This window comes from Paracoccus sp. SY, from assembly GCF_002901215.1.
Lineage (GTDB): Bacteria > Pseudomonadota > Alphaproteobacteria > Rhodobacterales > Rhodobacteraceae > Paracoccus > Paracoccus acridae.
This window is the reverse complement of record NZ_NWMQ01000010.1, coordinates 21,003-36,160: the sequence shown is the minus strand read 5'-3', so window position 1 is coordinate 36,160 and position 15,158 is coordinate 21,003. Positions and strand designations below refer to the sequence as shown.

General features: G+C 65.9%; 14 protein-coding genes and 1 tRNA gene. 9 read left to right on the top strand and 6 right to left on the bottom strand.

Annotation, left to right across the window (positions count from 1 at the left end; genetic code table 11):
- Window positions 1–54: 54 nt before the first annotated feature.
- A complete protein-coding gene (locus tag CK944_RS10155) occupies window positions 55–516 on the top strand; it encodes a GatB/YqeY domain-containing protein (RefSeq protein WP_103172953.1) in 462 nt (153 codons plus the stop codon).
- Between the two features lie 87 nt (window positions 517–603).
- Here the strand turns inward: CK944_RS10155 and CK944_RS10150 are convergent, their stop codons facing one another.
- The 5 genes from CK944_RS10150 to lipB form a co-directional block, all read right to left on the bottom strand.
- Window positions 604–1,098: a DUF2244 domain-containing protein gene (locus CK944_RS10150; RefSeq protein WP_103172952.1), complete on the bottom strand. Its 495-nt coding sequence runs from the start codon at window positions 1,096–1,098 to the stop codon at window positions 604–606.
- A complete protein-coding gene (locus CK944_RS10145) occupies window positions 1,098–2,774 on the bottom strand; it encodes a cytochrome c oxidase subunit 1 (protein ID WP_103172951.1) in 1,677 nt (558 codons plus the stop codon). Before CK944_RS10145 ends, CK944_RS10150 begins: the two co-directional genes overlap by 1 nt.
- Before the next feature lie 141 nt (window positions 2,775–2,915).
- A complete protein-coding gene (locus tag CK944_RS10140; RefSeq protein ID WP_103172950.1) occupies window positions 2,916–3,353 on the bottom strand; it encodes a universal stress protein in 438 nt (145 codons plus the stop codon).
- Between the two features lie 144 nt (window positions 3,354–3,497).
- Window positions 3,498–3,926, bottom strand: a complete 429-nt coding sequence (locus tag CK944_RS10135) for a cytochrome c family protein (RefSeq protein WP_103172949.1) — start codon at window positions 3,924–3,926, stop codon at window positions 3,498–3,500.
- A gap of 75 nt (window positions 3,927–4,001) precedes the next feature.
- The gene (gene lipB, locus CK944_RS10130) at window positions 4,002–4,673 is read right to left on the bottom strand and encodes a lipoyl(octanoyl) transferase LipB (RefSeq protein WP_103172948.1); all 672 of its coding nucleotides are present in this window, start codon (window positions 4,671–4,673) and stop codon (window positions 4,002–4,004) included.
- Window positions 4,674–4,775: 102 nt separating this feature from the next.
- Between lipB and CK944_RS10125 the strand changes: the two genes are divergently transcribed.
- The 8 genes from CK944_RS10125 (at window position 4,776) to CK944_RS10090 (ending at window position 14,637) form a co-directional block, all read left to right on the top strand.
- Window positions 4,776–4,862, top strand: a tRNA-Leu gene (locus CK944_RS10125).
- A gap of 61 nt (window positions 4,863–4,923) precedes the next feature.
- Window positions 4,924–6,093 carry a nucleotide sugar dehydrogenase gene (locus CK944_RS10120; protein WP_103172947.1) on the top strand — a complete coding sequence of 390 codons (1,170 nt, stop codon included), beginning with the start codon at window positions 4,924–4,926 and terminating at the stop codon, window positions 6,091–6,093.
- Window positions 6,090–7,232 carry an RsmB/NOP family class I SAM-dependent RNA methyltransferase gene (locus CK944_RS10115; RefSeq protein WP_103172946.1) on the top strand — a complete coding sequence of 381 codons (1,143 nt, stop codon included), beginning with the start codon at window positions 6,090–6,092 and terminating at the stop codon, window positions 7,230–7,232. The genes CK944_RS10120 and CK944_RS10115 overlap by 4 nt, the downstream gene beginning before the upstream one ends.
- Window positions 7,233–7,312: 80 nt before the next feature.
- The gene (locus tag CK944_RS10110; protein WP_239986032.1) at window positions 7,313–9,397 is read left to right on the top strand and encodes an ATP-binding protein; all 2,085 of its coding nucleotides are present in this window, start codon (window positions 7,313–7,315) and stop codon (window positions 9,395–9,397) included.
- A gap of 180 nt (window positions 9,398–9,577) precedes the next feature.
- On the top strand, window positions 9,578–10,648 hold the full coding sequence (gene recA, locus CK944_RS10105; RefSeq protein ID WP_103172944.1) for a recombinase RecA: 1,071 nt from the start codon (window positions 9,578–9,580) through the stop codon (window positions 10,646–10,648).
- A gap of 176 nt (window positions 10,649–10,824) precedes the next feature.
- Entirely contained in the window at window positions 10,825–13,482 is a 2,658-nt protein-coding gene (alaS, locus tag CK944_RS10100; RefSeq protein WP_103172943.1) for an alanine--tRNA ligase, read from the top strand.
- Entirely contained in the window at window positions 13,479–13,778 is a 300-nt protein-coding gene (locus CK944_RS10095) for a DUF1330 domain-containing protein (RefSeq protein WP_103172942.1), read from the top strand. The genes alaS and CK944_RS10095 overlap by 4 nt, the downstream gene beginning before the upstream one ends.
- A 64-nt stretch (window positions 13,779–13,842) precedes the next feature.
- A complete protein-coding gene (locus tag CK944_RS10090) occupies window positions 13,843–14,637 on the top strand; it encodes a class II glutamine amidotransferase (RefSeq protein WP_103172941.1) in 795 nt (264 codons plus the stop codon).
- Here the strand turns inward: CK944_RS10090 and CK944_RS10085 are convergent, their stop codons facing one another.
- The gene (locus CK944_RS10085; protein WP_103172940.1) at window positions 14,638–15,075 is read right to left on the bottom strand and encodes a DUF4177 domain-containing protein; all 438 of its coding nucleotides are present in this window, start codon (window positions 15,073–15,075) and stop codon (window positions 14,638–14,640) included. It abuts the gene before it with no gap.
- Window positions 15,076–15,158: the final 83 nt, after the last annotated feature.

The following is a 15,158-nucleotide window of genomic DNA, read 5'->3' as shown; positions in this document are numbered from 1 at the left end:
GATTTGGCGGGTCCGCTGGCCTAGATCGCAGGCTTTCGTGCCCCGGAGACGCAAATGGACCTGCGAGCCACCCTGCAAGCCGCCACCAAGGACGCCATGAAGGCCAAGGACAGCGCGCGCCTGTCCACGCTGCGCCTGATCGGCGCCGCCATCAAGGACCGAGAGATCGCGGCCCGCGTGGGCGACGGCGACGGCACGCTGAGCGAGGCGGACCTGATCGCGATCCTGTCCAAGATGGTCAAGCAGCGCCAGGAATCGGCCAAGGCCTATGAGGAAGGCGGGCGTCTGGAACTGGCCGAAAAGGAAGAAGCCGAGATCGGCATCATCCAGGAATTCCTGCCCCGCCAGTTGTCGGGGGCGGAAACCGACGCCGCCATCGACGCGGCCATTGCGGCGCTTGGCGCCACTGGCATCCGCGACATGGGCCGGGTCATGGCGGAACTGCGCGACCGCCACGCGGGGCAGATGGATTTCGGCGCCGTCGGGCCGATGGTCAAGGCGCGGCTGCTGAACTGAACGCCCCGCCGGGGCGTTCCGGCGGGCAGGAGGAAACCCCAAGCCCGCCAAGCTGAGTGCCCAGCAGAAAGCGGCACGGACGGCTGATCAACGCAGGCTGGCCAGCCGCCTTTCCAGGTCGTCGTAAAGGCTGCGGCGTTCATCGGGGGTCAGGAACGCGCCCAGTTCGATTTCCCGCTGCCCGTCGGTCAGTGTCAGATAGGATTCGACCGGCCCACGCCGCAGCGTGGCCCGCAGCCAATAGCTGTTCGTGGTCCATTCCCGCAAAACCCCGCCCGGATCGTGCCGGGTGACTTGCGCCACCTGGCGGTCAAGGACCAGTTCCTCGGACATCTCGCCACGGCGATAGCTGTGCTGGATCGCGTACCAGACGCCGCCGATCGCCATCAGGCCGAAGGGCAGCAGCCCCCACAGCACCGAAGTTCCCAGCATCGCCACGACCGGCAGCGCCATGAAGCCTGCCGTCAGGCCGATGAACCAGACGAAGCCACGGCGCGGCAGCGACTGATAGGGCCAGGCCCTCAGCCGATACGAAACGGCCCCGGTGTGATCCGGGGCCGTATCATGCCATTCATAGGGCATCAGTGGTTATGGGCGTGGTCCCAATCCTCGCGCCGGGGAAGCTGCTCGAAGGTGTGCTCCGGCGGGGGCGAGGGCAGGGTCCATTCCAGCGTGTCCGCATGGACGTTCCAGTAGTTGTTCTCGGTCACGCGCTTGCCTGCGAACAGGGTATAGAACACGACGCCGATGAAGAACAGGAACGAGGCGAAGGACAGATAGGCACCAAGCGAGCTGATGTAGTTCCAGTAAGCGTATTCCACCGGATAGTCGATGTAGCGGCGCGGCATCCCCTGACGGCCCAGGAAGTGCTGGGGGAAGAAGGTCAGATTCGCGCCGATGAACATCGCCCAGAAGTGAACCTTGCCCGCCCATTCCGGGTACTGGCGGCCCGACATCTTGCCGATCCAGTAATAGACGCCCGCGAACAGCGCAAAGACCGCGCCCAGCGACATCACATAGTGGAAGTGCGCGACGACGTAATAGGTGTCGTGATACACGCGGTCCAGCGGCGCCTGGGACAGCACGACGCCCGTCACGCCGCCCACGGTGAACAGGAACAGGAAGCCGAAGGCCCAGAGCATCGGGGTCTTGAACTCGATCGAGCCGCCCCACATCGTCGCGATCCACGAGAACACCTTGATGCCCGTGGGCACGGCGATCGTCATGGTGGCCAGCATGAAGTAGGACTGCTGGGTCAGCGACATGCCGACCGTGTACATGTGGTGCGCCCAGACGACGAAGCCCAGCACCCCGATCGCGGCCATGGCCAGCACCATCGGCAGATAGCCGAAGATCGGCTTCTTGGCGAAGGTGGCGATGACGTGGCTGATGATGCCGAAGCCCGGCAGGATGATGATGTACACTTCCGGGTGGCCGAAGAACCACAGGATGTGCTGGTACAGCACCGGGTCGCCGCCGCCGGCCGGGTTGAAGAAGTTGGTGCCGAAGTTGCGGTCCATCAGCAGCATGGTGATGGCGCCGGCCAGCACCGGCAAGGCCAGCAGGATCAGCCAGGCGGTGATGAAGACCGACCAGGCGAACAGCGGCACCTTGAACAGCGTCATGCCGGGGGCACGCATGTTCAGGAAGGTGGTGATGATGTTGATCGCGCCCAGGATCGACGAGGCACCCGAGACGTGGACCGCGAAGATCGCCAGGTCCATCGAATACCCGGCCTCGGTCGTGGACAGCGGCGGGTAAAGCACCCAGCCGACGCCCGAGCCAAGCTGGTCGGACCCGCCTGGCGCCAGAAGCGAGGCGATGCCCAGGCAGACGCCCGCCACATACATCCAGTAGGACAGGTTGTTCAGGCGCGGAAAGCTCATGTCCGGCGCGCCGATGTGCAGCGGCATGAAATAGTTGCCGAAGCCGCCGAACAGCGCCGGAATCACCACGAAGAACATCATCAGGACGCCGTGATAGGTGATCATCACGTTCCACAGATGCCCGTTCGGGGTGCATTCGGCGGTCGCGTCGGCGATGAAGCGCGCGCCTTCAAGGCACATGTACTGCACGCCGGGGTTTTGCAGTTCCATCCGCATGTAGACGGTGAAGCTGACCGCGATCAGCCCCACGATCCCGGACGTGAACAGGTAAAGAATACCAATGTCCTTGTGATTGGTGGACATGAACCAGCGGGTGAAGAACCCGCGTGTGTCGTGATGGTCGTCGTGGCCATGAACGGCTGCGTCTGCCATACCCGAACTCCCTCAGATATCGTGATCCGGTCCGGCAGACCGGCTATTCTCTTGGGGTCGTTCTAGCCCAGCCGTGCCGACCCGGCAATGCCCTAAGGACGCCGGGACGGCAGCTTTTGGTCGCAGAGGTGCCGGGCCGGTTCAGCGATAGACCAGAACCGGGATCTTGGAATGCGTCAACAGCTTTGTCGCCTGGCTGCCCATCACCACGGCCGCCATGCCGCGCCGCCCGTGGGATGCCATGGCGATCAGGTCGCAGCCCTTGTCCACGGCGGTCTCGATGATCGCCTGATAAGGGCTGTCGTGCCATTTGTGATGGGTCTCGACGCTGACCCCCGCCGCCGCGGCCTTGTCGCGCGCTGTCGCAAGAACCTTCTCCGCATAGGCGCGCGCATCCCCCTCATAGCTGGCGCGCGAGCTTTCGACCTGTGCCGAGGCCGGGCTGAAGACGTGGAAGGGTTCGGTGACGGTGACCACCGTTACCGCAGCGCCGATGCTGGCGGCCAGGGCCATGCCCTTGTCGACAGCCAGCGTGGCCAGTTCGGATCCGTCGGTCGGGATCAGGATATGCTTGAACACGATGCTCCTCCAGTGGTGGCGACCACGCGACTGCGTGACCGGGTTGCGCATCGGACGCTGCCACAGAGAAGGCGTTGAAAGAATGATCTGAATCAAACGGGCCGACCCAGGGACGGATCGGCCCGGCCGGTTCAGGCGGTTGCGTCACTGTGTCGCAGGCGACGCGCTTGCCAGATAGGCCGCGATGTCGGCCTGGTTCTTGTTCAGCTTGAAGGTCATCTTGGTGCGGGCCGAGCTGTCGCCGGTCTTTTCCTGCACGAACTTGTTCGGGTCGGTGATATAGGCGGCCAGATCCTCGACCGTCCAGACCTCGCCCGCGTCCTTCAGCGCGATCAGCGCCTCGGAGTACTTGTAGCCTTCCTGGGCCGCGGCGGGACGGCCCACGACGCCATAAAGATTCGGTCCGGTCGCGCCGCCCTTCACGATGTCCTCGCCCTCGGGGGACTGGATCATGTGGCAGGCCTTGCACTTGCGGAATTCCTTTTCGCCGACCGTGGCATCGCCGGCATCCTGTGCCAGTGCGGGCATGGCTAGGGTCGCACCCATCAGGGCGCCGATGATCGCAAATCTCATTCTTTCCTCGCTATTCCAAAGAAATTGGAAGTCCCAACCAACCTTCTTAAGCCCGATCGGTTCATTTGCCAGCCGTCAGAAGGTCGCATCCGGGGAAATATCCTGGCCGAAGACCGCATCGAAGGTCCGGCGCAAGGCCAGATCCAGATCCGCCATGCCCACCGGCAGGCCCAGATCGACCAGGCTGGTCACGCCGTGTCCGCTGATTCCGCAAGGGACGATGCCGGAATAATGCGACAGGTCGGGTTCGACATTAATAGCGATGCCGTGAAAGCTGACCCAGCGGCGCAGCTTGACCCCAATGGCCGCGATCTTGTCGTCGCGGATGCCGCCATCGGGCAGGGGCGCCTTGTCGGGCCGGGCCACCCAGACGCCCACGCGCCCTTCGCGGATCGCGCCCGTCACCCCGAAATCCGCCAGCGCGGCGATCACCCAGGCTTCAAGCCGGGCCACGAAGGCCCGCACGTCGCGGCCGCGCCGGTTTAGGTCCAGCATCACATAGACGATGCGCTGCCCCGGCCCGTGATAGGTGTATTGCCCGCCCCGCCCGGTCGCATGGACCGGGAAGCGCGCCTCCAAAAGGTCGGTCTGCCGCGCGCTGGTCCCGGCGGTATAAAGCGGCGGATGTTCGACCAGCCAGACCAGTTCGTCCGCCTGTCCCGCATGGATCGCCGCGACCCGCGCCTCCATGAAGGCGACTGCGTCGTCGTAATCCGTCAAGCCGTCTGCCGTGATCCATTCCACCATAGGCCCGGTCTGGCCCGGCCCACGCACGGCGTCAAGCGCGGGCGTAAGAATCCCCCTTTTCAATCCGCATCGCCTCGGCTATGACCCGCGAACTGCCCGGATGCGGTCGTGGCGGAATTGGTAGACGCGCAGCGTTGAGGTCGCTGTTCCTTAACCGGAGTGGAAGTTCGAGTCTTCTCGACCGCACCATCTTTCCCTTACATCCATCCGTAGAAAAACAGGGCGTTAGCCCGTTGCGATGAGGGATGCGATGAAGATTGCCGTGGTGGGTCTTGGTTATGTCGGTTTGTCGAATGCGGTCCTGCTGGCCCAGCATTCCAGTGTCGTGGCCCTGGACATCGACGCAGGGCGCGTCGCCGCCGTCAACGCCCGCCAAAGCCCCATCGAGGATGCCGACATCACCCGCTTCCTGGCCGAGCGCGAGCTTGACCTGACGGCCACCGCCGATCCCCGGCAGGCCCTGCCGGGCGCCGATTTCGTGATCGTGGCGACGCCCACGAACTATGACCCCCGGACGAACGGCTTCGACACCTCGTCGGTCGAGGCGGTGATCGCCCTGGCCCGGCAGCACGCCCCCACCGCCCCGGTCATCGTCAAATCCACCGTGCCCGTGGGCTTCACGCAAAGGATGCGGGCCGCGACGGGGTTCGACGGCATCATCTTCTCGCCCGAGTTCCTGCGCGAGGGGCTGGCGCTTCACGACAACCTCCATCCCAGCCGGATCGTGGTGGGCGACACGGGCGAGGCTGGCCGGCGCTTCGCGGCGCTTCTGGCGCAGGGGGCGATCGACCGGGACGTGCCGCTCCTGCTCACCAACTCGACCGAGGCCGAGGCGATCAAGCTGTTCGCCAACACGTTCCTGGCGATGCGCGTGGCCTATTTCAACGAACTGGACAGCTATGCCCTGACCAATGGTCTGGATTCCCATGCCATCATCCGGGGCGTGGGCCTGGATCCGCGGGTGGGCGATTACTACAACAACCCGTCCTTCGGTTACGGCGGCTATTGCCTGCCCAAGGATACCAAGCAATTGCTGGCGAATTATTCGGCCGTGCCGCAGAACCTGATCACCGCCATCGTCGAGGCCAACCGTACCCGCAAGGATTTCATCGCCGACCAGATCATCGCCCGCAATCCGCGCACCGTGGGCATCTATCGGCTGGTGATGAAGGAAGGCTCCGACAATTTCCGCGACAGCGCCGTCCAGGGAATCATGAAGCGGATCAAGGCCAAGGGTATCGCCTGCATCGTCTATGAGCCGGTGCTGCAGGCCGATCACTTCTTCCATTCGCCGGTCGAGCGCGACCTGGAGGCGTTCAAGGCGAAATCCGACCTGATCATCGCCAACCGCCGCCACGACGACCTGGCCGATGTGGCCGACAAGCTGTTCACGCGCGACCTGCTGCAGCGCGACATATGACCCCAGCCGCCCGCATTTCCGCCGCGATCGAGGTTCTGGACCATATCCTTGCGGGACAGCCGGCCGAACAGGCGCTGCTGCGGTGGTCGCGGGCCAGCCGGTTCGCGGGGTCGGGCGACCGGGCGGCGGTGCGCGACCTGGTCTTCGACGCGCTGCGCTGCCGCGACAGCCACGCGGCCCTGGGCGGCGGGCTGACGGGCAGGGGGCTGATGATCGGCGGGCTGCGCGCCACGGGCCGGGACCCGGCGGAGTACTTTACCGGCCAGGGCCATGCGCCCGCCCCCTTGGGGCCACAGGATAGCCCGGTCGAGGTCCAGGAGACGCTGGATATCCCGGACTGGCTTCGCCCGCTCTGGGATGCCTCTTTGCGGGATCGGGCCGACAACGTGGCCCGGCTGATGCGGCAGCGGGCGCCGGTCTGGCTGCGGGTCAATCCGATCAGGGCCGATGCGGATCAGGCGGTCGCGGCGCTGGGGCAGGACGACATCACGGCAGAGCCCGATCCTCGGCTTGGCACCGCGCTGCGGGTGACGGCGAATGAACGCCGCCTGTCGCAAAGCCGCGCCTATCGGGAAGGCCTGGTCGAACTTCAGGATCTGTCCCCGCAACTGGCCTGCGCATCCCTGCCTGTGGCGTCGGGGATGCGGGTCCTGGACTACTGCGCAGGTGGTGGAGGCAAGACGCTGGCCATCGCGGGGCGGGCGCCGGATCTGACGCTGCTCGCCCATGATGCCGACCCCGCCCGGATGCGCGATCTGCCGAAGCGCGCGGACCGGGCAGGGGCCAGAGTGCGAATCGCCGAGCGCCCGACCGGCAGCTTCGATCTGGTGATGGCGGACGTTCCCTGTTCGGGATCCGGGACATGGCGGCGCACGCCCGATTCGAAATGGCGACTGACCCGGTCTGGCCTGGACGACCTGACCGTCTTGCAGGCGCGGATCCTGCGCAAGGCCGCGGCGCTGGTCGGATCGGGCGGACATCTGGCCTATATGACCTGTTCGCTGCTTGATCCTGAAAACGGCGCGCAGATCGACCGCTTCCTGCGCGGCAACCCGGACTTCCGACAGGTGGCGCGGCATCTGTGGACCCCGCTTGATGCCGGCGACGGCTTTTTCCTGGCGCTGATGGTGCGTGGATGAGGAAGCGAGGCGCCATTAACGCCTTGTTAAGCGGTTTGGCGGTATCGAGCGTCTGGAAGGCTTGGAAGGGGGCTAGACGGATGAACCTGGGGGACACGCAGACCGCCGTGTCGCGCAATGCCGCGGTGGCGCTTCCGTTCCTGATGCTGCCGGTGGTCATCGCCGCCGTCGCGGCGCTGGCCCTTCCGCAAAGCGGCTATGGCCTGCTGGCGCTTGTCATCGGCACCATCGCGGTGGCCTGGTATATCCTGGGGGGCGTGATCTCGCTGGGCTATGTGCTGGACCGGCTGGCGGCGCGGCGTGCCCTGGCGGCCATCCGGCACGAGGTGGGCGATACCGCCGATCCCGTCTGGATCTGCGATTCCGACGGGCTGGTGATGATGCAGAACGACACCTCGCGCCAGGGTTTCGGCGACATCGCGGGGCAGAACATCCTGCGGCTGATCGCGCAGCTTCGGGCCGATGCGGACGACGATCTGAAGGGCCTGGTCCGTCGCGCGGGCTATGCCGGCTGCGCCGATCTGGCGCTTGCCTCGGGGGATACGCTGACGCTCAGCCGGGCCGAGGACGCGCCCCTGCAAATCTGGTCCTATCACAAGCGCGGGGCGCAGCCCCCCGCCCCCGCGATCGAGGAGGACGCCGAGGCCCCCGACGATTTCGAGGCGATTCCCGTGGCCCTGCTGCGCATCGCCCCCATCGGCTATATCCGTCGGGCGAATGCGGCGGCCCGCCGCCTGCTGGGAAGCAGCCTGCCCCAAGGGGTCGAGCCGGTCCATATCGGCAGCCTTCTGGACGGACCCGGCCGCCCGGCGGGAGAATGGATCGCCGAAACCCATGCCGCCCGTCGGAACGACGCCCGGTCCGAGGTGCTGCGCCTGCGCGCCCCGGATGACGCCGCCAAGGAGCAGCATTTCCAGGTCACGCTGGCCCTCGATCCGGTCGAACAGTCCGGCCTGATCGCGGTCCTGCATGATGCAAGCGCCCTGAAGACCCTTGAGGCGCAGTTCGTCCAAAGCCAGAAGATGCAGGCCATCGGCCAGCTGGCGGGCGGGGTCGCGCATGATTTCAACAATCTTCTGACCGCCATCCGGGGCCATTGCGACCTGCTGATGCTGCGCCACGACAAGGGCGACCCCGATTATGCCGACCTGGACCAGATCGGCCAGAACGCCAACCGCGCCGCGGCCCTGGTCGGGCAGCTTCTGGCCTTTTCGCGCCGCCAGCAGCTCAAGCTGGAAACGCTGGACCCGCGCGACGTGCTAGCGGACCTGACGCATCTGCTCAACCGGCTGGTCGGCGAAAAGGTGACGCTGACCATCACCCATGATTCGGCCCAACGCGCGATTCGCGCCGACAAGCGGCAGTTGGAACAGGTGATCATGAACCTTGTCGTGAACGCCCGCGACGCCATGCCTGCGGGCGGCAACATCCAGATCAGGACCGACGTGCTGACCATCGACGGCGATCTGTCGCGCGACAAGGTTTCGCTGCCCAAGGGCGACTACCTGCGCATCAGCGTCACGGACGAGGGCTGCGGGATCGACCCGGCGCTGCGCGACAAGATCTTCGAGCCGTTCTTCACCACCAAGCGCGTGGGCGAGGGCACCGGCCTGGGCCTGTCCACCGCCTATGGCATCGTCAAGCAGACCGGCGGCTATATCTTCTGCGACAGCGATGTGGGCAAGGGCACCTGCTTCTCGCTTTACTTCCCGGCGCAGACAGGGGTCGAGCAGGTGGCCCGGCCGGTGCCTTCGCCGGCAGCGATCCCCCAGCCCGCGCAACGCGCAAGCGTCCTTCTGGTCGAGGACGAGGCCCCGGTCCGCGCCTTTGCCGCGCGCGCCTTGCGCCTGAAGGGCTATGAGGTCCACGAGGCCGCCAGTGCCGAGGAGGCCTTGGGCCTGCTGGACGACGCGCTGCGGGTGGATATCTTCGTCACCGATGTGGTCATGCCGGGCATGGACGGGCCAAGCTGGGTTCGCACCGCCCTGCAGGACCGGCCGGGGACCAAGGTGATCTTCATGTCGGGCTATACCGAGGACATCTTCGGCGAAGGCCATGACCCGATCCCCAACGCCGCCTTCCTGTCCAAGCCCTTCACCTTGAACGAACTTGTCCAGACCGTCGCCAGCCAGTTGCAGTCCCTGCCGCGCCGCCTGGATGCATGAACGGTTTGTTAATCATTCATCGTCCAGATTGGTTAAGGAAATGCGAATCCAGGCAGGATAGTCCTTGAAAAAGGCGTGCCGAACGCGCATTTATCCACAAGAACAAGAAGTGAACATGAACCCCCTCAAGGCCGGCAGATTGCCGCGCCGGCCGGGCTGTGAAATAACGGTAAGGACCATATGGCACAGGCGAGCATCTTCGACATGAACGACAAGCGCAGCGCGGACAAGCAGAAGGCGCTCGACAGCGCCCTGGCGCAGATCGAGCGCCAATTCGGCAAGGGCTCGATCATGAAGCTGGGCAAGGACAGCCCGGTGGCGGAAATCGAGGCGACCTCGACCGGGTCGCTGGGCCTGGACATCGCGCTGGGAATCGGCGGTCTGCCCAAGGGCCGCATCATCGAGATTTTCGGGCCGGAAAGCTCGGGCAAGACCACGCTGACGCTGCATGTGGTCGCGGAAGAACAGAAGAAGGGCGGCGTCTGCGCCTTCGTGGACGCGGAACACGCGCTGGATCCGCAATACGCCAAGAAGCTGGGCGTGAACCTGGACGAGCTGCTGATTTCCCAGCCCGACACGGGCGAACAGGCGCTGGAGATCGTGGACACGCTGGTGCGGTCCGGCGCGGTCAGCCTTGTCGTGGTCGACTCGGTCGCGGCGCTGACGCCAAAGTCCGAGATCGAGGGCGACATGGGCGACATGCAGATGGGCAGCCAGGCCCGCCTGATGAGCCAGGCCATGCGCAAGCTGACCGCCAGCATCGGGCGTTCGAACTGCATGGTGATCTTCATCAACCAGATCCGCATGAAGATCGGCGTGATGTTCGGCAACCCGGAAACCACCACCGGCGGCAACGCGCTCAAGTTCTATGCCTCGGTCCGCCTCGACATCCGCCGCACCGGCGCCGTCAAGGACCGCGACGAGGTGATCGGCAACACCACCCGCGTGAAGGTCGTCAAGAACAAGGTCGCGCCGCCGTTCCGGCAGGTCGAGTTCGACATCATGTATGGCGAGGGCATCAGCAAGGTCGGCGAGTTGATCGACCTGGGCGTGAAGGCCGGCGTGGTGGAGAAATCGGGCGCCTGGTATTCCTATGGCGACGAACGCATCGGCCAGGGCCGCGAGAACGCCAAGCAGTTCCTGCGCGACAACCCCGAAAAGGCCAACGCGATCGAGGACAAGATCCGCGCCAGCCATGGCCTGGAATTCGCCGTCGAGGGCGGAGAGGACGACAGCCTGACCGAGGAGTGATCGGCAGGCCCTGGAGATCCGACGCGCGGGCAGCTTTGTCCGCGCGTTTTTCTTTGTCCGCAGATCTTGCGGGACGTAAGACTCTGCGGCGATTGCTGGACAGGACGGACGGCCGGTTATAGACCATTCGCCAGCCCGGCGTGTCCGATCGCGCCATCAGATTGCGAAGGCCCACCATGCCCACACTGAACGACATCCGCTCTACCTTCCTGAGCTTTTTCGAGCGCAACGGCCACCGGGTCGTCGAAAGCTCGCCCCTGGTGCCGCGCAACGACCCGACGCTGATGTTCACCAACTCGGGCATGGTGCAGTTCAAGAACCTGTTCACCGGGGTCGAGACGCGCGACTACAAGCGCGCGACCACGGCGCAGAAATGCGTCCGCGCGGGCGGCAAGCACAACGACCTGGACAATGTGGGCTATACCGCGCGCCACCACACCTTCTTCGAGATGCTGGGCAATTTCAGCTTCGGCGATTATTTCAAGGAACAGGCCATTCCCTTTGCATGGGAACTGCTGACCAAGGATTTCGGCATCCCCAAGGACAAGCTGCTGGTCACCGTCTATCACACCGACGACGAGGCCGCGAACATCTGGAAGAAGGTCGCGGGCCTGACGGATGACCGGATCATTCGCATCCCCACTGACGACAACTTCTGGCGGATGGGCCCGACCGGCCCCTGCGGTCCCTGCACCGAGATCTTCTTCGACCACGGCGACCATATCTGGGGCGGCCCTCCGGGCTCGGCGGATGAGGACGGCGACCGCTTCATCGAGATCTGGAACCTGGTCTTCATGCAGAACGAGCAGTTCGAGGACGGCTCGATGCGCGCGCTGGACATGCAGTCGATCGACACCGGCATGGGGCTGGAACGGATCGGCGCGCTTTTGCAGGGCAAGCACGACAACTATGACACCGACCTGATGCGCTCGTTGATCGAGGCATCGGCCCATGCCACCAGCAACGATCCCGACGGGCCGGGCAAGGTCCATCACCGGGTGATCGCGGACCATCTGCGCTCCACCAGCTTCCTGATCGCGGACGGGGTGATGCCCAGCAATGAAGGGCGCGGCTATGTGCTGCGCCGGATCATGCGCCGCGCGATGCGCCATGCGCACATGCTGGGCGCGCAGGATCCGGTCATGCACAAGCTGGTGCCGGCCCTGGTTCGCCAGATGGGCGCGGCCTATCCCGAACTGACCCGCGCGCAGGCCCTGATCGAGGAAACCCTGCGGTCCGAGGAAACCCGCTTCCGCCAGACGCTGGATCGTGGGCTGCGGCTGCTGGACGACGAACTGGCCCGACTGCCCGAGGGCGCGAACCTGCCCGGAGAGGCTGCCTTCAAGCTTTACGACACCTATGGCTTCCCGCTGGACCTGACCCAGGACGCGCTGCGCGAGCAGGGCCGGGCGGTCGATACGGCAGGCTTCGATGCCGCCATGGCCGAACAGAAGGCCAAGGCGCGGGCCGCCTGGGCGGGATCGGGCGAGGCGACGGACGCCGCGATCTGGTTCGAACTGGCCGAAAAGCACGGCGCGACCGAATTCCTGGGCTATGACACCGAGGAAGCCGAGGGCCAGATCCTTGCGGTCGTGGCCGATGGCGCGGACGTGGGCGAGGCGACCGAAGGGCAATCCGTGTCCATCGTCGTGAACCAGTCGCCCTTCTATGCCGAAAGCGGCGGCCAGGTCGGCGATACCGGGCTGATCAAGACGGAAACGGGCGCGGCCCGCGTGACGGACACGAAGAAGGTCGCGGGCGTCTTCCTGCACATGGCCGAGGTGACGATGGGCAGCATCAGCCGCGGCCAGGGCGCCACGCTGTCGGTCGATCACGACCGTCGCGGCGCGATCCGGGCCAACCATTCGGCCACGCATCTTCTGCACGAGGCGCTGCGCCGCGCGCTTGGCGACCATGTCGCGCAGCGGGGTAGCCTGAACGCGCCGGACCGGTTGCGGTTCGACTTCAGCCACAACAGTGCCGTTTCCCCCGACGAACTGTCGCGGATCGAGGCCGAGGTGAACGAGTTCATCCGCCAGAACAGCCCGGTCGAAACCCGCATCATGACCCCCGACGATGCCCGCGCCCTGGGCGCGCAGGCCCTGTTCGGCGAGAAATACGGCGAGGAGGTGCGCGTCGTGTCGATGGGCCAGCTTGCCGACAGTGGCAAGGGCGCGGATGGCCAGACCTATTCGCTGGAACTTTGCGGCGGCACGCATGTGGTGCGCACGGGCGACATCGGCGCCTTCGCGCTGTTGGGCGACAGCGCCTCCAGTGCGGGCGTCCGCCGGATCGAGGCGCTGACCGGGCAGGCCGCCTTGTCGCATCTGCGCGATTCCGACCGGCAACTGTCCGAGATCGCGGGCATCCTCAAGGCGCAAGCGGGCGACGTGGTCAACCGCGTCAAGTCGCTGGCCGACGAGCGCAAGGCGCTTGCCAACGAGGTCGCGCAACTCAAGCGCCAGCTTGCCATGGGCGGCGGCGCGGGTCAGGCGGCCAAGGACATCGGCGGCGTCAAGTTCATCGGCCGCCGGGTCGAGGGCGTTGGCGGCAAGGAACTGGGCGCCCTGGTCGATGAGATGAAGTCGCAGCTTGGCAGCGGCGCGGTGCTGGTCCTGGCGGAAGCCGAAGGCAAGGCCACGGTCGCGGCGGGCGTGACGCCGGATCTGGTGGACCGGATCAGCGCCGTGACGCTAGTGCAGACTGCCACCGCCGCGCTGGGGGGCAAGGGCGGCGGCGGGCGGCCCGACCGCGCGCAGGGCGGCGCGCCCAGCCTCGCGGCGGCCGACGATGCCATCGCCCAGGTCGAGAAACTGCTGGAGGAAACGGCATGACTGCCCTTTGGATCGCCCATGTGACCGTCACGGATGCCGACGCCTATGCGAAATACGCGCAGGCGGCGGGTCCGGCCATCGCCGCGCATGGCGGGGTTTTCCTGGCCCGCGGCGGGCGTTACCAGCAGATGGAGGGGAACGAGCGTCCGCGCAACGTGGTCGCCCGCTTTCCCAGCTTTGACGCCGCCGTTGCTTGCTATAACAGCAGCGAATACCAGGCGGCGCTTGCCCATGCGAAGGGCGCGTCCGAACGCGACCTTGTGATCGTCGAGGAAACGCCGCCGCCCGCGAAATAGGCTAGGCATATCATCCTTTCGTGGTATCTCTGTGCCAAGAACAGAAACGCGAAGGGGCAGGGTCATGTGCCGTTGGGCCGCCTATGTGGGCCAACCGATCTTTCTTGAAGACATCGTCAGCCGCCCGGATCATTCGCTGATCCGGCAAAGCCAGGGCGCGCGGCGATGCCTGACGCCTGTCAATGCCGACGGCTTCGGGCTGGCCTGGTATGGCGAACGGCCCGAGCCTGGGCTTTACCGCGACGTGATGCCCGCCTGGTCGGATCCGAACCTGCACAGCCTTGTGGCGCAGGTCCGGTCCGGACTGTTCATGGCCCATGTCCGCGCCTCCACCGGAACGGCGACCAGCCGCAACAACTGCCATCCCTTCGTGTCGGGCCGGTGGTCCTTCATGCATAACGGCCAGTTCGGCGGCTATGACGCCTTCCGCCGCGATGCCGACGTGATGATCCCCGATGACCTTTATCCGCACCGAAAGGGCGCCACCGACAGCGAGGCGCTGTTCCTGATCGCCTTGGGCGAAGGTCTGGACCATGATCCCAAGGGTGCGATGGAACGCGCCATGGCGCGGCTGACCGATCTGTCGATGCGGCGGGGCTGCGCGCCCTTTGTCCGCGCGGCCTGCGCATTCTCGGATGGGCGACGGCTTTACGCGCTACGCTATGCCAGCGACGATCAGGCACCCAGCCTTTACCACCGCTGGTCGCAGACCCGGGGCGGCCGCGCCGTCGTGTCCGAGCCGCTGGAAACCGAGGAAAGCGACTGGATCGAGATCCCGCCCGGCAGCTTCTGCGTCTTCGACCAGGACAGCGTGGCGGTCCAGCCCTTTGTCCCGCAGATGCAGGCCCAGGCCGCCTGATCAGCCTTGCGAAGGGGCCGTGCGGGGGGCGGGGGGCGTTGCCTCTCCGGCAACCGGTTCGGGCGTCGCGCCTGCGGAATGGTCGCTGGTCGCGGGGGACGCGGCCTGGGGCAGGGCGGGCACGGGTTCGGGCGCGCGCATGGGCGAGGCGGCGGCCGGATATTCCGGCTGCGGCTGGCGTGTCGCAGGCCCGGACGCGATGCTGGCCACCGCCCGGCGGAAGACCAGCAGGTTGTGATACACGGTGCTGCGCCCGGTCAGGCCGCTGCGTTCCTCGGACGGCAGCACGTCGGCGCGGACATATTCCCAGCCGTCCTTCGCCATCCGGTTCAACTCGGTCGTCAGGGCGACCGAATATCGGTCCGAGGGGGTCTTGGCGTCCTTGGCCTTTTCTCCGCGCAGGGGGGCCGGAATGACGCTGTATTCGAACTGGCTCAAGGCGATGCTCCCTATCGTGCGCGGCCTGCATCCCGCGATAACCTGATGCAGGGGTTGCGGTTCCAATCGTCGGAACCGCGCCG